The following is a 22088-nucleotide window of genomic DNA, read 5'->3' on the forward strand; positions in this document are numbered from 1 at the left end:
AAAAGATGAAGTTTTTTTTTTTCTCTCATTCTCTCTATTAACTACTGTATAATAGAACTAACATTCTGTCTTTTTTAGAGAAAGGAGTCCCTATGAACTTAATAAGTAACAACATATACGAGAAAATGAAACAATATTCCGTTGCAGGTTTAAGTCTTGCCATTATACGTGATGGCACACTAGACGAAGTTGCTGCTTTCGGAACACTTGAATCTGGAACAACTAGAACTGTCACTACGGATTCTATATTCAATTCTTGTTCTATTAGTAAATTCATCACTGCAATGCTCGTACTAACGTTATCAGATCAAGAAATCGTGCATTTAGATGAAGACGTAAATGATAGACTCGCATCTTGGAACATACCTACCAATCTATTTACCTCACAGAAAAAAGTCACGTTGCGAAATTTACTAAGTCACCAATCTGGAATTATTGACCCTCCTAATAGTTTTGAACATTATACATTTGCACAAGGGCGACCAAACATGTCTGAACTCCTTGCCGGTAAAACATCCTATTGCCCAGTACCGATAGAAATAACTTATAAACCAGAAAGCGAATTTCACTACTCCGATGCAAACTTTTGTATTATTGAACTACTACTTGAAGATATAACTGGAAAACCATTCAATCTTTTACTTGAAGAATATATCTTTCAGCCACTCCAACTGAAAAATAGCATGCTATTCTCTACTGCAGATATAAATAAAATGGAGACCTTTGCTTGCGGGCATAATAAGGATGGGATTGTCACAGATGAAAAATATCCATTTTATCCATTCGCAGCTGCTTCAGGTATTTGGACAACACCAACAGACTTATCAGCTTTAGTTATCGAAATCATTCATTCCTTACAAAGAAAGGGCAAACTAAAACTTTCTCAAAAATTAATACAAGATATGCTTTCTCCTCAAGGTTGCTCAAAATGGACTGGATTAGGTATCTTTCTAGATGATTCTAACGAAGACTTACAAATTCATTCACTTGGATGGGGCGTTGGATTTCAATGTATGCTAGTATGCTATCCATACCGAGGTAATGGTGCCATTATTATGACGAACACTGACATCGGCGTTCATCAAATGGAAGGGATTATTGGTGACGTTTTAAAAACGTTATCCTTATAATGAAAAGAAAGAAGCTGCTCCTTTCAGCTTCTTTCTTTATATTACATTTTTCGCAACAATTTTTATATGTTCCGGTGCGATAATCTCCGTTATACTTTCTTGGAAATCTTCCCGCAACATTTCTTCAATATGTTCTAGTTGCACTTCAACATGTGTGCATTCTAAAGTATGTATATTTAATAATGCATAATGATCTTTTTTCTTAATTACTAAATATTGATTTTCCTCTGTTACAAGTACTGATCCTAATCGTACTCCTAGTAGGCGTTGATCATCAAACTTCATAATTACTTCTCCCTCCTTCACATAGATGTGATTAACATTAATGAAATCACATTTATGGAAATACTTATCCTTTAGACTATATCATAATTTACTAAAATATAAACATCATTATTTCTTTTAATAAAAATCCCTATTTTTTCATATATTTCGATACAAAAAACTTTCTCAACACAAAATTAGAATTTTCAGTTTTTTTATTCGTGAAAATCTATTATAATAAAGTTAATAAATGTTTGACCTCTCCTAATTCATGTACATATGGATGATCAGTAGCTGCTGTTGCTACTGATCTATTTTTTTGCTCCATATCTTCAATGATAGTTCTTTATTTTATTCGCCAAGCCATTAACGCAACAGTCCAATCTAATAAAGGATTGCTTGGTAAGCCTAAGCCCTCTCCTCGTAAAATATAATTCTATTTGAAAACGGATCAATCACAGTTAATTCCATTGTATCCCACGGTGTTCTCTCTATATCAGGTTTTGCATACTCATAATCTTTACTTGATAAAATAGTATAATAACTTTTTAAATCCGCTATTTTCACACGAATCGCACCACCTGGCGAAGCATCCCCATGATGCTCTGATAAATGTATTACAGCATCCTGTAACGAAATTTGCATATATAATGGCATATGTTCCTCATACCGATGTTCCAAATCCAGTTTAAATCCTAAAAAATCTATGTAAAATAGCTTTGCTTTTTCAATATCAAAAATCCTAAATATAGGTGTAATCATTTATACTCTCCTCCTATTTATAAACATCTGCCGCCAATTCCCTCAAAACATCCACATTCACTACTTCAAAGCAACCATTGTTTTTCTTTATAATCTCTTTATCACAAAAAATATTTAATGTACGTAATAGATGCCGATAACTCGTTCCTAACAATTCAGCTGTTTCCGTTAAATTCCCACTAAATACAATTCTATTTCCGTGCTGCACCGCTCGTTCCCCTGCTGCTAACATGTAACTCGCAAGCCTATTTTCAAGTGGATATAGTAAATTAATTGTACTATTTTTTGAAAGTCGATTTAATTTATGTGCTAACGATCCGCAAATACATCTTAAAAATTTCGCATCATGAAATAGTTGATTTCTCACTTTTCCTAAAGGTAAACCAACACAATATGAATCTGCCATTACTTGTACATTTGAAGCAGTCTTTTGAGAATGAATTAACTCCACATCTCCTAACAGCTGCAAACTATCATAAAAACATAACAATACAGATTTCCCGTTACTTAATGTATTAAACGCTTTCGCTTTTCCTTCAACGAAAAAATATAAATAATCTATCTCTTCATTTTCTCTACAAATAAATTCATTCTTTTTAAAAAATATAAGTTCCATATACTGCTTCATATCATTACTAAAAAATGAATCAATATTATTTTGTTTCATATACTCTGCTAATTTAATAGAATTACATACTTTCTTCATAGTTCCCCCGCCTTTACAACTCATCCCCATTGTAATCAAAATTTTCTTCTTCCACTATGACATATGTCATAGTAATACACAATTTCAGCATGATACAGTCATTACAAATATGAAATACAAAGGGGATATTACATTGTATAACTTTCTTTCTGTCTTTATTGGTGTGCTCATCGCCGTTATGCTCCCATTGAATGGGATTTTATCTGAGTTAATCGGCAAGTATACAGCAAGTGTTGTCATTCACCTTGTCGGTTTAATTGCAGTTATTTTCGTTTTAATCATAAACAAACATAAAATCCATTTTGATAAAAGTATTCCACTTTTTTTATATAGTGCTGGAGCGATTGGGGTATTCACTGTTCTTTTTAATAATATAAGTTTCTCCGTCCTTGGTGCCTCTATTACAATCGCATTAAGTTTACTCGGTCAATCTATTGCTTCCATCGTTATTGACCATTTCGGCTTATTAGGAATGAAAGTTGCAAAGTTTGAAAAGAAAAAACTAATTGGATTATGTTTCATCTCTTCCGGAATTATAATCATGACAATTTATTAATGGAGGCAGAAAAATGTTATATATTACAATCGCTATTTTAGCTGGTGTTTCTATCGTTGTTGCTAGAATTATTAACGCGAATTTAGCAAAGGAAATCGGAAATTGGGAAGGCACGTTTTTTAATTATATTACTGGATTATTTTTCTCTACATTATTTTTAATTTTCAGTTCAGATTCATTGTATATTCCAATGCAAACGTTACAATCTATTCCTATCGCTGTGTACTTAGGCGGATTAGTAGGCGTTATCGTCATTTCGTTATCAAACTATATTACTCCTAAAATATCAGCATTTTATTTAACGTTACTCATCTTTATCGGACAATTATTTGCGGGAACTATCATTGATTTCATCTTGTCACACGAACTCTCAATGGGCAAAGTCGTCGGTGGCATTTTCGTACTAATCGGACTCACTTACAATTTACTCGTGGATCGTCCGATAAAAACTGTGAAACATAACCAAGTTCAACTATAATACTTTACGCTTCCCTATCATATATTAATAGAAAAGCTCTTCATACGAAGTAATAGAGAGGAGAATATTCTATTAAAAAAATCATTTTACTGCTAGGTAGCGCCTTGATTATTTTTGGTATCGTATGGTTTTTCAACTCGGGAAAATCTATTCAAGATTTCTATACAGCAAATAAACCAAAGAAGAAAGCTACTATCATTTCAACGCAAAGAGACCCAAATGAGCCCCCTGTCTTTTTAGGAAAACAGGAAATAAAAGATATACATGTCGAGTCAGTTAAAACAAAAAAGGATATCTTTCTTACAAAAACAGATGAATTAAAGGCATTCATTAACAGTATGGATACAGCCAAAAAAGGAAAATTAACATTAGATGAAGAAGGATCAGATTTAATAGACTGTGATATGTGGATTACTTTCGAAGATGGAACTTATAAAAAATATTTCATATGGGTAGTTGACCATCACAACAACGAAGTGATGATTGCTCAGCAAGATACTCCTGATGATGTAAACCTTACGTATTATCAATTAAATGAAGATAATTCAAAAAAAGTTTATAACTTATTTAAAAAAATTATTTAAACGAAACAGTCATGAGCAAATGAGCTCATGACTGTTTGCACTATATATATTCAGGGAACACTTTACATCCCTTTTCCTGCTCTATATCATGCCCAAAGAAAACAATCGGCTTCTCTTTGATCACAACTTCTTTTAAACGTTTAATTGAAGATAAAGCTAATTCTGGATCAAATCCAGCAAACGGCACTTCATCTTCAAAATTCTCTTTCGTATAAGATGCATCAATCGTTAATAATACAGGACCGGATTTTTCCGTCTCAATTAATAATGACTGATGCCCTGGAGTATGTCCTGGTGTATGCAATAATTGAACTCCTGGTACAACTTCATAATCGCCTTCAATAATTTTGTAGTTTAAATTCGGCAATTTACATTCTTTCATATATTCTTCACTATGTTGTGCCGCCTCATATTCAGCACGCTGCACAATAATCGGTGTATTTGTAAAAGCACCATTTCCTCCTGCATGATCAAAATGCAAGTGAGAACTAATAATATATAGAAGGTCTTCTGGCTTATACCCTACACGTTTTAAAATAGTTACGATTCTATCTTCTTCAGTCATTTTCGGTAAAATCTGCCCTTCTACAAATGTCCCTTCAAACAAGTTTTCATTATTAACCGCACTTTCTGGCATACCTGTATCTACTAAAATAAGCCCCTCTTCTGTCTCCAAAAGATAACACCATACAGGTAAATTCAATAAATTCCCCGGCGAAAGCGTACTATTAACAGAAGAATGATCTAACATACAACGGCCTGCTGGGATGAAATAAAGCTTCTTTACTGTCATTATGTATCCACCTTTACATTTAATTTGAGATAAAGTAACACAGTAAAAAATTCTGCTTTTTAGAAACAAACTCCTTCCACACTTTCATACCAGCATAAATAAAAAAGAGTGTACTTTTTTACATAATGGCATTTCACCATCTATAATAAAAGAGAAAATGACTCTTACTTTAATGGAGGGAATACAAATGAAAGCAATTGGTTTACATGAATACTTACCTATTGAAGAAGAAAACAGTTTAATTGATATTGAAGTTGAAAGACCTGTTGCTACAGGAAGAGATATACTCGTTAAAATTAACGCTATTTCCGTTAACCCGGTTGATACAAAAGTTCGCTCTCCGAAAGATAAAAAAGAAGATGTAGCAAAAATACTTGGCTGGGATGCTAGTGGTGTAGTCGTACAAACAGGCGAAGGTTGTACCTTATTTAAAGAAGGCGACGAAGTGTTTTACGCTGGAAGCATTACGAGACAAGGTACATATAGTGAATACCATTTAGTTGATGAAAGAATTGTTGGTAAGAAACCTAAAACATTAAATGATGCTGAAGCTGCAGCAATTCCTTTAACAGCTATTACAGCTTGGGAAGGTTTATTTGAACGTTTAGGTATTGATTATAATAAGAAAGATGAGAATACATTTAAAAACATTTTAATTATAGGCGGTGCTGGTGGTGTTGGCTCGATTGCCATTCAACTGGCGAAATGGGCTGGATTGAATGTAATTACAACTGCATCCCGCACTGAAACGATACACTGGGTTGAAAAATTCGGTGCTGATTATATTATTAACCATCACCAACCTTTACAAGATCAAATATTAGAGTTTGGGCTAAAAGATGTAGATTATATTTTCTGCTTAAACAATACAGATCAACATTGGCAAGCAATATGTGAGCTTATTAAACCACAAGGAAAAATTTGCTCTATCGTAGAAAATGAGCACCCTCTTGAGATGGGTATTTTAAAAAGTAAAAGCGCTACATTCGTTTGGGAGTTTATGTTCACAAAAGCAATGTATGAAACTGGCGATATGATTACGCAACACGAACTATTAAATAAAGTAAGTGAACTACTAGATGAAGGCATTTTAAAAACTACTTTAAATGAAACATTCACACCAATTAACGCTGAAAACGTAAAGAAAGCACATGCACTGCTTGAAAGAGGAAGTACAATTGGGAAAATCGTTTTAGAAAAGTTTTAATAACAAAAAGTCCGATTTCTAAATAAGAGATCGGACTTTTTACTATCTTTATTTACTTGAAATCTCTTGATTATTTGGAACATCTAGCGGAGGTCGTTTCCCTATTCCGAAAGCGTAGAAACTAATTGTTACGATAGCTAAGAAAACAATACCTACAACTAGTGAAATACGTGTATCATCGTTAAACCACATTCCGATTAATACCATAATTAAAAAGGCAATTGTTAAATAGTTTGTAACAGGAGCAAATGGCATTTTGAACGGATGATCTTTCATCTCTGCCCCTTTTTCTTTTCTAAAATTAATTTGACTAATTAAAATGACGAACCATGGTACCATACCAGGAAGTACACTTGCACTATATACATATACGAATAAGTTTTTCGGTGCAATATAACTTAATACAACACCAACCGCTAAACCGATAATTACGCCAACTGTACCGAATAAAGGTACACCATTTCCAGAAAGTTTCGTGAAATATTTCGGCGCTTGTCCATTGACACCTAACGTATAAAGCATACGTCCCGCACTATAAATACCACTATTACAACCAGACATCGCCGCTGTAATAACAACGAAGTTAATAAGTCCTGCAGCAGCCGTAATACCAACTTTCGCAAAAGTTGCTACGAATGGACTACCAATTGTACTTAATTGATCCCACGGATACACAGTTACAATAACGAAAATAGCACCAATATAGAATATTAAAATACGCCAAATTGTACTTTGAATCGCTCTTGTAAGTGTCTTCTTCGGATCCTTCGCCTCACCAGCAGTAATCCCGATTAATTCCACACCCTGGTATGCACCAACTACAAGTGATAATGCAAAGAAAAATCCTGAAAAACCACCTGTAAAGAAACCGCCATTTGCCCAAAGATTAGATATACCAATCGCTTCTCCGCCGTTACCAATTCCAAAGAAAATAAGTCCAAATCCCGCAATAATCATTAATAGAATCGTAACGATTTTTATCATTGCAAACCAAAATTCAAATTCACCAAATGACTTAACAGAAATTAAGTTAGCTGCGCCAAGAATAACCATCGCGATTACACCTGGTATCCAAGCTGGTAAATCCGGGAACCAATATTTCATATATGCCCCAACCGCAATGATTTCTGACATCCCAACGATAACCCACTGGAACCAGTTACTCCACGCTGTCATATAACCAGCTAACGGATGAATATACTTATGACCGAACGTCGCAAATGAACCTGTACTCGGCTCCATATACAACATTTCACCCATCGCACGCATAATGAAGAAGATAAAAATACCTGCAATTGCATACGCAAGCATTACTGACGGACCTGTCCATTTAATCGTGCTGGCTGACCCCATAAACAAGCCAACACCAATCGTTCCGCCTAAAGCAATCATTTGAATATGACGTGCTTCTAAGCCTCTTTTCAATTCTTTGTTTGCCACTTCATTTCCCCCTCTTAGATGATTCATAGCCGCATTTTAAAACAAGATGCTTTCCCCTAATTCTTTTCGGCCTGAAAATGATGAAGCAAACGTCATTTTAGACTAACTTTAAAGCTATCCTAAAATCGTTTTTTTGCCCCTTACAAAATTCTCAAAACCTTTCATCTTCCAATATTCTATAAATCTTAAAATTACTTACCTTATATTAATTCATTTATCTGAAAAGTTCAATTATTTTTTCAGTAGATTATTATACATAAGTCTGATTAATTTTTAACTAAATTAACAATAAAATACATCTATTCAATATGATTCCGGCATGAATATTATTACAATATAAATAACCGAGGAGAGTATTTCTTCCTCGGTTTCATACTGTATATACTTCACTAATTATAGTTTGTACTATAATTGATTACACATACAATTAACACATCACGTATAAATTTAATATATTAGTAAACTACAAAGTCACTAACTTCTGTATCTCTTTTTTATCGCGTTATCACAACTAAAAATTCTCTATCTCCATCCCCTACTTTAAGAAAAATATAACTACACTTAAATCAATCAACAATACCTTTAATTTTTGTTCGTATATCCACTAATCATTTTCATAAAATATAAAAGAGTCTCATTAAAAAATGAGACTCTTTTACCATTTCATATTTAAATCATTTTTGAAGTTTGTTTACCTAAAATAAACACTTTAGTAAACATTGACATTATAACTACAATAGCCAAAAAATAAAGTGGCATCACGAGTAACGATCCCGTATGAAGCTGGCTCATTCCCCAAATTGTCATCGTCACAATTACATAGTAGCCTAAGCTAAACAATGCTCCTGCTGTACCAATAACATCTTGAAAATCTACTAACGCTAAACTTAAACAGTTAGGCAACGCTATCCCAATTCCTAATAGCAATATAAACATCGCTACTAAAAATACAATCATATATATTATATTCGGATTTGATCCAACAAACGTAATAACAGATAAAAGGATAGCTCCCCCTGTCATTACAAGACAACCGATATATATAATCTTCTCTGGTTTATAAGTAGCAAGCAATCGTTTTGAAACTTTCGCTCCAATAATAGAAGCGGAAGCAACAACAATTCCTAAAAATCCATACATACTAGGCGATAACTGAAAGTATTCAATAAAGATAAACGGCGCTTCTGCATAATAGCTAAATAAAACACCATTCGCTCCTCCAATTAATAACCCATATGTTACTACTTTCGGATTTGTAATTAACCCCTTCAAGACTGAAAGCACATTTATTTTATTCGTTACTGAGTCCGTCTTTGTTTCCGGAAGAGAAACAAACGTATACAGAAAAATTCCGACACTCATAACTACTAAACTTAAAAATACGATTTTAAATCCAAACATTTGATCAAGAAAGCCACCAATTAACGGTCCTATCGCTGGTGTAAAAGCAATAACTGCCGAAATTTGAGCAAACATAACGTGGCGTTTATGCCCCTCAACACTTTCACGAAGAATCGTTTGTGTCACAACTGAACCAGCACTTGCTCCAAACGCTTGAATAAAACGACTTAGCAATAAAACTTCAATGGAATTTGCAATAAAGCATAAGAAACTCCCAACGCCATATACGACAATTCCAAATAACATTGCCGGGCGACGGCCAATTATATCTGATAACCATCCAAGAAAAAATACACCTAAAGCAAATCCAGCAAAATACACACTAAGTGTTAACTGCACCTCATTATTACTTACATGTAATGCCTTTGAAATGTGTGGTAAAGACGGTGTGTAAATCGTTTCACTAATTTGCGGAAATGCCACAAGAATAATCATTAACACAAGTGATGGTACTGAGACTTTTTTCATTTTTCATACCCTCCTATAACTTTGAAAATCTCAGAAATAAAAAGACTTTCCTAAGCTACGGAACAGGAGGGGCCATTATAGAAATTCGATCATAAAACAACAAAGAAAACACCTCAATTACGTATGTTAATACTTATAGGAGGGTAATATTAACATTGATTTTAATATATGCTTTTTCAATTATATTACATATTGCGTTTCTTTTTCTAGTGCTAGGCCTTAGAGTATTTGTTAAAAAGATAACTTGATGCTACCACCTTTTTATGGAATAATTAGGAATAGTTTGAATTGATAGATCGAATCATTGCACGATAGACTAGCATATTTTAATGTCGCAATACTTACAAACAGGAGGACTTTTGTAATGATTGAAATTTTAAGGACAGTAATAAACTTCCTAATTTCTCTATTCTCAGGAGAATTACCAATTGTATATTATGTGTGGATTATTACCCTATTCCTAATTCAAATAAGCCAATCTACTCTGAATTATAAACTCTTTAACAAGAAAGATAATTTCAGCACTTATACATCGGAAGGATTACTTGCTTTTATTATTTTATTATTTGGAGGTATGTTAATATCTAAGTTACTTGCTTACATAATAGACGATCCTACTATTAGTATGACAAATGTAACACATTATTTTATTTCTCTTATTATATTAACTATATTTGTCGTCATAAGCTGTCTTAAAGATTTTATAGAAACATCTATCAAAAATAAAAATGTGTCTCTTTTTAGCTTTTTAGTAGTTTCCTTAATAACTAGTATACTTTCATTCAAGTTTTTATCACCTTTAATCGAAGGTTCTTTTTCTCTTTCTAAATCTTTTATAACCACTTTAATCATTCTTGTAACTATATCAATTCCTCTATTAATTGCCTTAGAGGAAAAGTATGCAGATGAAAAATAATTCTTGCGTTTATAGTTTGAAATTGAGTGTCTATTCTTTTTTAACGGTATTACTAAAAAAATAACAGTCATTGAATCGAAAATTAAGCAGAAATGAGGAAATACAATTGAGCATTGAACAACAATTATATGATGCAGTAAAAAATTTAATTGAACAAAGGTATCCGCATAATTGGGGCGGAGCTGCTGCAATTCGTGTAGAAGATGGATCCATTTATACAAGTGTTGCCCCAGATGTAATCAATGCTTCAACAGAACTTTGTATGGAAACAGGTGCTATTTTAGAAGCACATAAATTTCATAAGAAAGTTACACATTCGATTTGTCTTGCAAGAGAAAATGAGCATTCTGAGTTAAAAGTATTATCACCTTGTGGTGTATGCCAAGAACGTTTATTTTATTGGGGGCCAGAAGTACTATGCGCCATTACAAATTCTAAACAAGATGTTATTTTTAAACCGTTAAAAGAGTTGCAGCCATACCATTGGAGCGAAGCATATCATGATGAATTCGTGAAAGAATGGAGTACGAGATAAAGTGAAACTTTAATCAGCGGGGGTTTTATTCATCCCCACTGATTATAAGTTGAACCAACCGGGCTTTTACGGGCAGTCCGCCTCCACCTACCTTCTTGGCTTTTTCTGAATTTCCAGGTGGTAGGTTTACTGCCCGTTAATGCGGGATAAAGTAAAGATTGCTCGCAATTAGCGGAGAATAAAAATTGTTCACTAAAAAAGCACCGTCACAAATGACGATGCTTTTTCTATGTAAGAGCTACTAGAAGGTTCCCTTCTAGCCTACTCCCATTTATAAGTCCAAAATTGTTCAAGTTGCAGCCATTTTAATGTTGCTGCATCTTTGTTTTTGATTTTTGCGTGTGTTTCTTCTAACATCGCTTCTGTTTGTGAACGATGCGCACCTAGTGCAGCTAATTTATGCTCGAATACTTCACTAATATTATTTACAACATCCGGTTCACCTAAGACAGCTTCGCGGTTTCTCGTAATCGCAACTGCATGAATGACTGGACGTTCTTCTTTTGGCATACGTGATACAGCGCGAACAACTGCGCGGCCAAATGCATCATGATCTGGATGTACGCCGTGCTCTGGATAAAATGTAATAATTCGAGATGGATTTACTTCTTGAATTATTGCTTCAATTTTATCTGCAACGAAATCAACATCTTCAAATTCTAACGTTTTATCATGGAAACCAAGCATTCTTAAATCTTGAATTCCCATCGCTTCACATGCATCTTTTAATTCTTTTTCACGGATATTTGGAATCGTTTCACGATTAGCGAATACGTTTTTCCCCATGTTACGTCCCATTTGTCCTAAAGTACCACACGCATACGTTACAGGTACTCCTTGATCTGTTAATAAGCGAATTGTTCCTCCCGCCGCAAATGCTTCATCATCTGGATGCGGAAATACAACAAGTACATGTCTCTCCATAAGTTTCCCTCCTTCTTACTTAAATGGTGTTAAGCTTAACTCAAGTGCAACTGCTAAGCGACCTTGATTATCATGCCCTGCAAGTAATAAACGCTCTTTATCGTCTACTTCCCAGTGCGTAATACCTTCTGCATATACCCAACCATGATCCATTTTCAAACCAACTCGGTATGGATTCGTTCCAGTAATCTTCCCGCGCTCAAAGCGAATAATTGCATTTCGAATGAATGCTCCAACTGTCATCATCTTTTCATTAAAGTGTGACGCATACGCTCCGTTCGTTGTTTCTAAATGAATATATACATCTTTATTTACAAAACGTTCAATTTCATTTTGAATAAGAGAACTATCTTTTACTATTTCCATCGGAATTCACCTCTTTAAACCATTTTACGCAAAAATAATGTAAATTGCTATCTCTATATTAGAGGACAACGCCCACTTTTCCTAATAATTTGCACTGTGTTTTTTATATTTTTTATATGATATGTAAAAATCATATTTTTTCCTTCACTTTGTTAAATAGTTTTCTTTCTTTTTTGAATTTGCTACAATATATTTTATCCCGTATTTATGCAGCGAGATACATTTCGACAATTGAATACATACTTTAAAGAAGGTGACATGATTGGAACAATCAGCACATGAAGTAGCAAATTGGCAATATTATTTTGCAATTGCCGTATTTTTAATCACGTACGGATTTATTATTTCTGAGAAATTGAATCGTGCTGTAATTGCACTATTCGGCGCTGCTATTATGATTATTTTTGGAGTTGTAGATTTACATACCGCTTTCACATCACATATTCAATGGGAAACGATCACCCTTTTAATTGGGATGATGATTCTCGTACATATTACGAGTCAATCAGGCGTATTTGAATTTGTGGCCATTAAAGCGGCAAAAGCAGCTGGCGGAAAACCAATCCGCATTTTATTATTACTATCCCTATTAACCGCTGTCGGTTCTGCCTTTTTGGACAACGTAACAACCGTTTTACTAATCGTTCCTGTTACACTGTCCATTACACGTATTTTAAAAGTAAACCCTGTTCCTTATTTGATTTCGGAAGTGCTATTTTCAAATATAGGCGGAACAGCAACATTAATTGGTGACCCACCGAACATTATGATTGGATCAGCAAACAAGCATTTAGATTTTAATGCCTTTTTACTGAACTTAGCTCCAATCGTAATTATTATTTCTATCGTTACACTTGGCATTATTTACTTTATGTATCGTAACAAACTAAAAACAACACCTGAGCAAATCGAAAAACTTATGGTATTAAACGAAAAAGATTATATTAAAGATCAAAGCCTCCTTTTAAAATCAATCACGATTTTGGGACTAACTATTTTAGGCTTTATCCTTCATTCTGTTATTCATGTAGACGCTGCCGTTGTCGCGATGACAGGCGCTACACTTCTTATGCTAATTGGAGTAAAAGAACATGATATTGAAGATGTATTTGCCCACGTTGAATGGGTAACCATTTTCTTCTTTGCTGGACTATTCGTTCTCGTTGGCGGGTTAATTGATATCGGACTTATTTCTTCACTCGCAAAAGAAGTACTCGACGTAACAAATGGCGATATCGGTTTCGCTGCGATACTTATCTTGTGGGTATCAGGCATCGCATCTGCGACAATTGACAATATCCCCTTTGTCGCAACGATGATCCCGCTTATTCAAGATTTAGCTACAGGACTCGGATTATCTGTCGACTCTCCGCAAATCGAAGTACTATGGTGGGCGTTATCACTTGGAGCTTGCTTAGGAGGAAACGGAACATTAATCGGAGCATCCGCAAATGTAGTCGTTGCTGGTATTGCAAAACGTGAAGGACATGCTTTCTCCTATATGGACTTCTTAAAAATTGGTTTACCGTTAACAATCATTGCATTACTATTATCACACGCTTATATTTATCTACGTTATTTAATGTAAAAGTTGAAGTGCGTGAAATTATATCGACTTACCGATAAATAACGACAAAGAAAAAGGTATGCAGCTCTAAATTGCATACCTTTTTTCATCACCAAAATATACCGATAATTGCTAATCCACCTAATATCATACCACCAATTTGTCCAACGATTGCTGGTGATAATTGAACACCTTTTCTCACTTCAACAACCGGTCTTTCGTGCCTTAGCTGCTGCACTTCACTTTGAAGTTGATGTACACTTCCGTGTAATTCTTTAATTAATTCCTTTAATTCAGCGACCTCTTCATTTACTGGTTTTACTTTTTCTAAATTCATTTTGCATAGCCCCTTATAAATTCAATCAGTTCAATGTAAAATTTCGCCAATTGCAGTTACATCTCCTGCATACTACATATATAATTTCGAATATACTTTCTTACCTTGCATCTCTATCCATTCCTCCCGCAATATCCCCATAATAATCCGATCAGAACACTTCCCATCCCTTTGAACTGCTTCTCTCATACAGCCTTCTATCTGAAAACACATTTTTTTATACAACTCAATAGCAGCTTTATTATAAGAAATAACATCGAGGCCAACGCGGTGCAAATTCAATTCATAGAAAGCATATTTTAAGATAAGATGGATCGCTTCTCTTCCATATCCCTTCCCTCTATCATTTGCATCTCCTATTCCGATTGCTAATAAACCCGTTCTGTTATTCCACTCTATGCCATGAATTGCAACAAAACCAATTAAGCGATCATCTTGAACTGTCCTTACCATGAAAACAACACTATTCGATCTCCGTCCCTTTAATAGCCCATCACTTGCTATTTCTTGTATCGATTGCGGGAATGCTACATCTGTATCTACATTTCTTACATACTCACTATCTTCTTGCCACATAGCCATTACTTCAGCATCTGCTTCTCTAATAGCTGATAATTTAATCGTTTTATTTTGAAAAAGATTCATTGTCATTTCAAACTCCCCTTTTTTAATAACAGGGATAATTATTAGCCTATTTATCCCTTTATTCTATAAACTGCTTTATACACGGGATACTTACAATAAGCGCTGACATTGGCACATCTCCTCTACATTGAATTACATTCATTGTATAATTCTTCATTTATTCTAACAATAATAAAAGACCCTCAAAATTTAGAGGATCTTCCTAACGACGAATCGATATTATTTCGTAAACATTTTCTCCGCTTCATCCATTGCCATTTTGTTACCTAAAGCAGAATAGTCAAGCCATGGTTGGTCATTAATAATGTATACGTGCTTACCTTTAACTGCTTTTAAGTCTTTCCAAATTGGTGTTTCTTGAAGTTGTTTAAATGCAGCTTTTGCCTTATCATCTCTGTTTACAACAACGAAAATAGCATCTGCATCAAAGTCAGGTAATACTTCTTGTGAAATGACTTCGAAAGGACGGTTTCCATCAATTTTCTCTACACCGTTTGCAGGTTGTAAGCCTAAGTCTTGGAATAAAATGGGTCCCATCGGTCTTTTCGTACTAAACACACGTAATTCTTTTGCAGTAACACGAATTGCCATTACTTTTTCGTTATTACCTAATTCTTTATCTATTAAACTTTTTACTCGTTTTGATTGCTCTTCGTAATCTTGAATATATGTATCCGCTTCTTTCTCACGGTTTACAAGTTTACCAACTTGTTTTAACTGATCTCTCCACGTACCTTCATCTAAATTGAAAGAATGTGTTTTTGCGATTTTTTCGTATTTCGCTAAATCTTTGCCCGCGTATTTTTCATCCACATAAATGTCAGTTGGCTTCAATTGAAGTAATGCTTCCATATTCGGATCCGTTACAACACCAAGTTTCTTCGTATCTTTCAACTGCTCTTTTGCATGCGGTAAGAAATCTTTTAAATCTCCTCCAATAACAGAACCTACAGGTGTAATTCCTAATGCCAGTAAATTATTCGTTAAGTGAATGGACATAGAAGCGATTTTCGGATCATTACTTTTTTCAGTTTTTTTCGTTGCCTCTTCATTAGATTTCGTTTGGCCACATGCTGCTAATACTAAAATACACATCATGCTAAATAAAATAGTAAGTTTCTTTTTCATATGCTCTCCTCTTTGAAGTATTTATTTTGTTTTTGTAAGTAAATAAAGAAAATACGGTGCTCCTAAAGCTGCCACTACTACACCAGCTGGAATAGAATTTGGCTCGAATATAGAACGACCTATCGTATCTGCTAGCACTAAAATAATCATTCCGATAATGCCAGCTAGTGGCAGGAAATGTTGATAGGTAGTACCTACTAACTTTCTTGCAATATGCGGAGCAACTAAACCGATAAACCCAATCCCCCCTGCCATCGATACACTCGCGCAAGATAATCCAACCGCTGTAGCTAAAAGAAGTAACCGTTCTTTTTGAACAGAAACACCAAGTCCTGCTGCCACACTATCACCTAGTGACAATGCATTTAACGTTTTAGATTTTAGCCATGCATACGGGGTTAGTATGAAAATCCAAGGTAATAATGCTAGGACATGAATCCAATCCCTTCCCCACACGTTACCAACTAACCATCTAGAAGCGAATGTATATGTCTCATCATTTAATTTGAGGGAGAAAAATAACGAAATCGCACCAAAGCCAGCTGAAACAGCAATACCAACGAGAATGAGTCTAATAGGAAGTAAGCCTTTTGATCGATCACTCGCAAGTATAATAATTAAAAATGCAGCTAATGCTCCCCCGCCAAATGTAAATAACGGTATTAAAATCGATGCATTCTCATTAATAGAATGAAAGAAAGTAACGAATATAATTAGCCCGAAAGATGCACCTGAATGTAATCCTAAAATACCAGGGTCTGCAAGTGCATTACGTGATAATCCTTGTAAAATCGCACCGGAAATCCCAAGCCCAATACCAGCTAACATTGTGATTATAATTCTTGGCATACGATAATCATATAGCACTGTTGCACTCTCAAAATCACCATAACCGAAAAGTGTTTGAATTACTTTAAGTGGCGCTATGCTTAGTGTCCCTGTATTTAAACTAATTAAAATGACAGCGATACTAATACAACCAAAAATTGTAGTTACAGTAATAGCTCTCTTTTTATCTGTGTTCAAAAGATCCTTCACTTATAGCTCCCTCCCAACTTTACGTGCTATATAGAGGAAGAACGGAACTCCAACAAGAGCTACCATAATTCCTATCGCAAGTTCTTTAGGAGGGTTTACTGTTCTTGCCCCTAAATCAGCTAAAACTAATAACATAGCTCCTAATAACGCTGACATAGGAATAATGAGTCGATAATTCACACCAACTAATTTTCTAGCAATATGCGGAATAACAAGTCCTACAAATCCGATAGAACCAACAGCTGAAACAGATACACCTGCCAGAATGACTACTATAATCATCCCTAGTATTCTCGTTCGGTTCGTTTTTACTCCTAAATTGGTAGCGACGTCATCTCCCATTGATATGAGTGAAATAGACCGCCCTATCACTGTCGCAAAAAGAATGGTTATGAGAATAATAGGAACTAAAAATTTCAAGTGCTCCCACTTAACCCCTGCAACACCACCAGCGTACCAAAACGCTAAATCTTGACTTAAGTCATAATAAATCGCGACACCTGAACTTAACGAATGCAAAAGTGCGGCCATAACTGCCCCTGCAATCGTTAACCTCATCGGTGTTAATCCGCCTGATGTTGCTGACCCGATAATAAAAATGAGTACTGTACTTAAAACCGCTCCAATAAAGGAAACAATCATTAAATAGGAATATGGCATATGCGGGAAAAAGGCAAAACTAAGTGCAACTACAAACATCGCACCTGCATTTATTCCAAGCACACCTGCATCAGCTAATGGGTTTCGTGTTACTCCTTGCATAACTGCCCCTGCGACCGCAAAAGCTGCTCCTACCACTGCTGCACCAATTACCCTTGGAAGCCTTAATTCATAAATAATTTGGTGCTGCGTTACTTTCGGATTATAATCAAAAACCGCTGCCCATACAGTTTGCAAATGGATATCCTTTGCACCGAATGCAATAGCTAAAAATATAGATCCGATTAAACATAAAATTGTTAAGCTCATGAAACATATGAACTTAATATGTATCCAGCGATTATTGCCAGCATGTACAGCAAACTTATGTAACATGTTTCATTTCATCCTTTATATTCAGTTGTTTTTTATAATTATTTTTAATTTATAATCATTACTGATAATAATTATCATTTTCATTTAGATATTATATCCCCACTTTTTTGAAATAGCAAACTATTTTTTTACTTCGTTAAATATTAAAATACTTATTACAATTCCTGTCTAAAACTTACAAATACATGCAAAATAAACTACTGGCTTATTTTTTAAATTGTAGTATACTTAGTCATTATTTTGAGTTTTCTAACAAAAATATCGAAGGTGACACAATGTTCTATATAAAACAACTACTACACTTCACTTACGAGCAAGCATTATCTTGCTTATTCCCAGTTGTTATTTTCTTAACACTAGCCCTATCAAAAATCATTTCTATCCCAGGGTTATACCGCTACGATTTCATACTCATCGTATGTCTTCTCATGCAGTGGATTATGTACAAAACTGGACTTGAAACGAAAGACGAATTAAAAGTAATTACTGTCTTCCATTTCATCGGCCTTCTACTAGAAATATATAAAGTACATTTCGGTTCATGGAGTTATCCAGAAGAAGCTTATTCAAAAGTTTTTGGAGTTCCGCTTTACAGTGGTTTTATGTATGCAAGTGTTGCCAGTTACATATGCCAAGCGTGGAGAAGATTGCATTTACAAATGCACCATTGGCCGAGGGCTATTTTTGCCGTACCGCTAGGAGCAATGATTTACTTTAATTTTTTCACACATCATTTTCTATATGACTTTAGATGGGTATTAACTTTACTATTATTCATCGTTTTCTTTCGAACATTTGTGGAATTTTCATTACGAGGCGTTACATATAAAATGCCACTCGTTCTTTCCTTCTTCCTTATCGGGTTCTTCATTTGGATTGCGGAAAACATCGCAACATTTTTCGGAGCATGGCAATATCCAAATCAAAGAGAAGCGTGGAATCTCGTTCACTTAAGCAAAATTAGCTCATGGTTTTTACTCGTTGTTATTAGCATTATGATTGTTACGCAACTCAAACAGTTGAAGGCGTCGAAAAGATATTGATGATAATGTCCTCTTTTTTATACATTCTAAAATTATAAACTCTATAAAAAATTCTATTTTAATATATAATCTTATGCTTTAAGAAGAAGGATATTATAAAAGTACAGAAAGTGTTGATGGTAATAAAAAAAGATATATGTTCCTTGCTCAAGCTCGGAAATACAGAATGACATGATGCTACATACTTTTTCTAAAAAAACCGCTTCTCTTTTATAGAGAAGCGGTTTTTTAACTGAATACAACTATGAATTAACTTTAATTGTTCTGTTTATATATCTTTTCACTTTTGTCCTCCTTGTGATGTATAATGCTTTCTCCTTCAACATCAATGTTAGGCAACATTTTATCCAGCCATTTTGGCAAGTACCATGCTGACTTACCCATTAGAGTCATGACCGCGGGCACGATTGTCATTCTCACAATAAATGCGTCAAAGAAAACACCGAATGTAAGTGCCATGCCTATGGATTTAATGATAGTATCAGGTGCCAACATGAATCCAATAAATACAGACATCATAATTAACCCTGCTGCGACTACGACTCTACCGCTCTCTTGCATTCCTTCTAAAATAGCTCTCTTCGGGTCGCCTGTATGCGTATATACTTCCCGCATCTTGCTCACTAGGAACACCTCATAGTCCATGGCGAGTCCGAACAGAATGCCAATCAGAATGACAGGCAAGAAGGCTAAGATTGGACCGGCTGCCGGGAAACCAAATATATTTTGGAAATGCCCATCCTGCACGAAAAATACCACAGCTCCCAACGTAGCACCAAGTGAAAGCAAAAACCCTAATACTGCTTTTAATGGAATGAGCAGAGATCTAAACACTAGAACTAAGAGTACATATGCAAGTCCCACAATAAGGGCAGCAAAAACTGGCAAGGCATCACTTAGCTTTTGCACAATATCAATATTCATCGCTGCTGTCCCCGTTACCATTAGTTCAATTCCATTTTCTTTCTCGGTCTGGTTCGATCTGTCCCGGATCGCTTTTACCAAATCCTTTGTCTTTGTATCGTCAGGCCCTGTTTTTGGTGCGACGGAAATCATATAAATCTTTCCAGAAGGCCCAGGAATGGCTGGTGTCACACTTTTCACGTCAGATAGGTTACCCAATTCTTTTGCAATAGTGTTCATAGCATTTTGCATTTCAGTTGTTGCTTCCTCTGATTTTGCCACTACCACTAAAGAGGCATGAACTCCTTCTCCATATGCTTCCGTCAATAAATCATATGCTCTTCTTTCTGTTGTTTCTGTAGACTTTGTTGTTCCATCAGAAGGAAGACCAAGGTTCATATGGAAAAATGGAATCGTAATTACTACAAGTAGTCCGATTGCAAAAACTGTAACAATCAGAGGACGTCTTATGACAAACTCTCCCCATTTATTTGAACCAGCATGTTTCTTACCTGCCCCAGTCATCTTTTGCAAGAATCGATTTTGTTTAGATGGTGCAATCTTATGGCCGACAAGACCTAAGATTGCTGGTAATATGATGACAGAAAGCAACACAGCTATAAGCACAGTAAAGGCTGCGGATACGCCCATCGCTATCAAGAATGGGATTTTTGTAACAGACAGTCCCAAAAGACCTATAATAACTGTTAACCCTGCAAAGATCACAGCACTTCCTGCTGTTCCCGTTGCGATGGCAACAGATTCCGAAACAGAATCTCCTTTTGCAAGTTGCTGTCTAAAACGATTGATAATGAAGAGCGCATAGTCAATGCCTACTGCGAGTCCCAGCATAGCAGCCAAGGATAAAGAAACTGATTGGATTTCCACATAATTGGTCCCAATCATGATTCCTAGCATCCCAATCGCTAATCCAATTATCGCAGTGAGAATTGGCAATCCAGCTACCAGAAAAGACACAAAGGTAAATGCCAAGACTACAAAGGCAACAAGTACTCCGACAATTTCAGTCATACCTGAAGTATCTGAGTCAGAAAACTTAATATCACTTCCTGATAACTCCGTTTGAATGCCAGCATCCCTTGTTGTTTCAATGCTATTTAAAAGCTTATCCTTAGAAATTCCTGTGACCTTTTCCGCTTTCATTTTGTACGTAACAACTGCATATCCAATTTTCTTATCTTTACTAAGATTCTGCAGTTGCATCGGTGCTACCACAGAATCAACCGCTGAATCTTTTTTTATCTCATCAAGAACTTCTGCAATTTTCTGTTGTACTCCCGCTGACTCCAAAGTTTCGTTTTTTTGTGCTTTAAACACTACTTTTACTTGGACACCTGCTGGTTGCATCTCTTTAAACTCTTTTTCAATTACTTTTCCTGCTTTATCTGCCGGTGTGTTTGGAATGCTCAGCTCATCCCTGAAAGCGGAACCCATGTTGATTGCAAAAAGCACTAATGCAATAAGAATTGCAAGTGTACCGAATACAATCTTTATCCTATGTTTTACTGCCCAACACCCTAAATTATACAAATATTTCGCCAATTAAAACTCACCCTATTCTTGTCAAAAATTTTTCTTGTTATTACGTTGCAATCTAGAAATACACTTACATTTATTTTAATAATCTATATATACGTATTATAAAATTTTAATTATAAATTATATCCGAATATATCTCCCTATTTATAGCTTGCAGAATGGCGCCAAATTGCCAATAGGAAACAAAGAAGATGGTACACATTGACAGCAATAATGTCCTTTTATACAATTGTTATCACCATGCTAACAATTGTACTTACATGTGTAAGTATAACAGTGGATTTTCATCTTTCAAGCACTAT

General features: G+C 35.1%; 23 protein-coding genes. 9 read left to right on the plus strand and 14 right to left on the minus strand.

The genetic code is table 11. The features are described from left to right. The first annotated feature begins 92 nt into the window (after nt 1-92). Nucleotides 93-1130, plus strand: a complete 1038-nt coding sequence (locus tag ACHZK0_RS16490; protein ID WP_395760695.1) for a serine hydrolase domain-containing protein — start codon at nt 93-95, stop codon at nt 1128-1130. Between the two features lie 36 nt (nt 1131-1166). Here the strand turns inward: ACHZK0_RS16490 and ACHZK0_RS16495 are convergent, their stop codons facing one another. The 3 genes from ACHZK0_RS16495 to ACHZK0_RS16505 all read right to left on the minus strand — a co-directional run bounded on the left by ACHZK0_RS16495 (nt 1167) and on the right by ACHZK0_RS16505 (nt 2862). Beyond that, nucleotides 1167-1415: a hypothetical protein gene (locus ACHZK0_RS16495; RefSeq protein ID WP_001969234.1), complete on the minus strand. Its 249-nt coding sequence runs from the start codon at nt 1413-1415 to the stop codon at nt 1167-1169. A gap of 387 nt (nt 1416-1802) precedes the next feature. Further along, nucleotides 1803-2156 (minus strand): glyoxalase superfamily protein, encoded by a 354-nt coding sequence (locus ACHZK0_RS16500; protein ID WP_395760696.1) that lies wholly within the window; start codon nt 2154-2156, stop codon nt 1803-1805. Between the two features lie 13 nt (nt 2157-2169). Then, nucleotides 2170-2862 carry a cyclic nucleotide-binding domain-containing protein gene (locus tag ACHZK0_RS16505; RefSeq protein ID WP_262741818.1) on the minus strand — a complete coding sequence of 231 codons (693 nt, stop codon included), beginning with the start codon at nt 2860-2862 and terminating at the stop codon, nt 2170-2172. Nucleotides 2863-2971: 109 nt separating this feature from the next. Between ACHZK0_RS16505 and ACHZK0_RS16510 the strand changes: the two genes are divergently transcribed. The 3 genes from ACHZK0_RS16510 to ACHZK0_RS16520 all read left to right on the plus strand — a co-directional run bounded on the left by ACHZK0_RS16510 (nt 2972) and on the right by ACHZK0_RS16520 (nt 4480). Beyond that, nucleotides 2972-3418, plus strand: coding sequence for a DMT family transporter (locus ACHZK0_RS16510; RefSeq protein ID WP_002028123.1), 447 nt, complete (start codon nt 2972-2974; stop codon nt 3416-3418). Between the two features lie 13 nt (nt 3419-3431). After that, the gene (locus ACHZK0_RS16515) at nt 3432-3896 is read left to right on the plus strand and encodes a DMT family transporter (protein WP_097819482.1); all 465 of its coding nucleotides are present in this window, start codon (nt 3432-3434) and stop codon (nt 3894-3896) included. An 89-nt stretch (nt 3897-3985) separates the two neighbouring features. Further along, the gene (locus ACHZK0_RS16520) at nt 3986-4480 is read left to right on the plus strand and encodes a hypothetical protein (protein ID WP_270342672.1); all 495 of its coding nucleotides are present in this window, start codon (nt 3986-3988) and stop codon (nt 4478-4480) included. Nucleotides 4481-4520: 40 nt separating this feature from the next. Here the strand turns inward: ACHZK0_RS16520 and aiiA are convergent, their stop codons facing one another. Continuing rightward, nucleotides 4521-5273 carry a quorum-quenching N-acyl homoserine lactonase AiiA gene (gene aiiA / locus ACHZK0_RS16525; protein WP_061677651.1) on the minus strand — a complete coding sequence of 251 codons (753 nt, stop codon included), beginning with the start codon at nt 5271-5273 and terminating at the stop codon, nt 4521-4523. Between the two features lie 187 nt (nt 5274-5460). Between aiiA and ACHZK0_RS16530 the strand changes: the two genes are divergently transcribed. Next, a complete protein-coding gene (locus tag ACHZK0_RS16530; protein WP_395760697.1) occupies nt 5461-6480 on the plus strand; it encodes a zinc-binding alcohol dehydrogenase family protein in 1020 nt (339 codons plus the stop codon). A 48-nt stretch (nt 6481-6528) separates the two neighbouring features. Here the strand turns inward: ACHZK0_RS16530 and ACHZK0_RS16535 are convergent, their stop codons facing one another. After that, nucleotides 6529-7920, minus strand: coding sequence for an amino acid permease (locus ACHZK0_RS16535; protein ID WP_270606992.1), 1392 nt, complete (start codon nt 7918-7920; stop codon nt 6529-6531). A gap of 669 nt (nt 7921-8589) precedes the next feature. Continuing rightward, nucleotides 8590-9789, minus strand: coding sequence for a multidrug effflux MFS transporter (locus ACHZK0_RS16540; RefSeq protein ID WP_395760698.1), 1200 nt, complete (start codon nt 9787-9789; stop codon nt 8590-8592). Nucleotides 9790-10153: 364 nt separating this feature from the next. Here ACHZK0_RS16540 and ACHZK0_RS16545 point away from each other — a divergent pair, with 364 nt between their 5' ends. Beyond that, nucleotides 10154-10705, plus strand: coding sequence for a DUF5823 family protein (locus ACHZK0_RS16545; protein WP_395760699.1), 552 nt, complete (start codon nt 10154-10156; stop codon nt 10703-10705). A 106-nt stretch (nt 10706-10811) separates the two neighbouring features. Further along, a complete protein-coding gene (locus ACHZK0_RS16550; protein ID WP_262743166.1) occupies nt 10812-11240 on the plus strand; it encodes a cytidine deaminase in 429 nt (142 codons plus the stop codon). Nucleotides 11241-11501: 261 nt separating this feature from the next. Here ACHZK0_RS16550 and bshB2 read toward each other — a convergent pair whose 3' ends face one another. Beyond that, nucleotides 11502-12164, minus strand: a complete 663-nt coding sequence (bshB2, locus tag ACHZK0_RS16555; RefSeq protein WP_000439466.1) for a bacillithiol biosynthesis deacetylase BshB2 — start codon at nt 12162-12164, stop codon at nt 11502-11504. A gap of 15 nt (nt 12165-12179) precedes the next feature. Beyond that, complete coding sequence (locus ACHZK0_RS16560) at nt 12180-12530, minus strand: YojF family protein (protein ID WP_000407039.1); 351 nt, start codon at nt 12528-12530, stop codon at nt 12180-12182. Between the two features lie 262 nt (nt 12531-12792). Between ACHZK0_RS16560 and ACHZK0_RS16565 the strand changes: the two genes are divergently transcribed. After that, nucleotides 12793-14118 (plus strand): ArsB/NhaD family transporter, encoded by a 1326-nt coding sequence (locus ACHZK0_RS16565; RefSeq protein ID WP_088029411.1) that lies wholly within the window; start codon nt 12793-12795, stop codon nt 14116-14118. Nucleotides 14119-14206: 88 nt separating this feature from the next. Here ACHZK0_RS16565 and ACHZK0_RS16570 read toward each other — a convergent pair whose 3' ends face one another. The 5 genes from ACHZK0_RS16570 to ACHZK0_RS16590 form a co-directional block, all read right to left on the minus strand. Next, nucleotides 14207-14434 (minus strand): hypothetical protein, encoded by a 228-nt coding sequence (locus ACHZK0_RS16570; protein ID WP_395760700.1) that lies wholly within the window; start codon nt 14432-14434, stop codon nt 14207-14209. A gap of 72 nt (nt 14435-14506) precedes the next feature. Next, a complete protein-coding gene (locus ACHZK0_RS16575) occupies nt 14507-15085 on the minus strand; it encodes a GNAT family N-acetyltransferase (protein WP_395760701.1) in 579 nt (192 codons plus the stop codon). A gap of 213 nt (nt 15086-15298) precedes the next feature. Beyond that, nucleotides 15299-16207 (minus strand): iron-hydroxamate ABC transporter substrate-binding protein, encoded by a 909-nt coding sequence (locus ACHZK0_RS16580; protein ID WP_016086945.1) that lies wholly within the window; start codon nt 16205-16207, stop codon nt 15299-15301. Nucleotides 16208-16228: 21 nt separating this feature from the next. Beyond that, entirely contained in the window at nt 16229-17245 is a 1017-nt protein-coding gene (locus ACHZK0_RS16585) for a FecCD family ABC transporter permease (protein ID WP_395760702.1), read from the minus strand. Beyond that, nucleotides 17246-18280, minus strand: a complete 1035-nt coding sequence (locus ACHZK0_RS16590; RefSeq protein ID WP_087967459.1) for a FecCD family ABC transporter permease — start codon at nt 18278-18280, stop codon at nt 17246-17248. It lies immediately after the preceding gene. 275 nt (nt 18281-18555) lie between these two features. On the opposite strand from ACHZK0_RS16590, the gene ACHZK0_RS16595 reads away from it, so the two are divergent. Beyond that, complete coding sequence (locus ACHZK0_RS16595) at nt 18556-19323, plus strand: DUF817 domain-containing protein (protein WP_395760703.1); 768 nt, start codon at nt 18556-18558, stop codon at nt 19321-19323. A 255-nt stretch (nt 19324-19578) separates the two neighbouring features. Here the strand turns inward: ACHZK0_RS16595 and ACHZK0_RS16600 are convergent, their stop codons facing one another. Beyond that, the gene (locus tag ACHZK0_RS16600) at nt 19579-21789 is read right to left on the minus strand and encodes an MMPL family transporter (RefSeq protein ID WP_395760704.1); all 2211 of its coding nucleotides are present in this window, start codon (nt 21787-21789) and stop codon (nt 19579-19581) included. Between the last annotated feature and the right edge of the window lie 299 nt (nt 21790-22088).

The sequence above is a fragment of the Bacillus sp. 3G2 genome (genome assembly GCF_044324725.1).
In the GTDB taxonomy this organism is placed as follows: Bacteria; Bacillota; Bacilli; order Bacillales; family Bacillaceae_G; genus Bacillus_A; species Bacillus_A mobilis.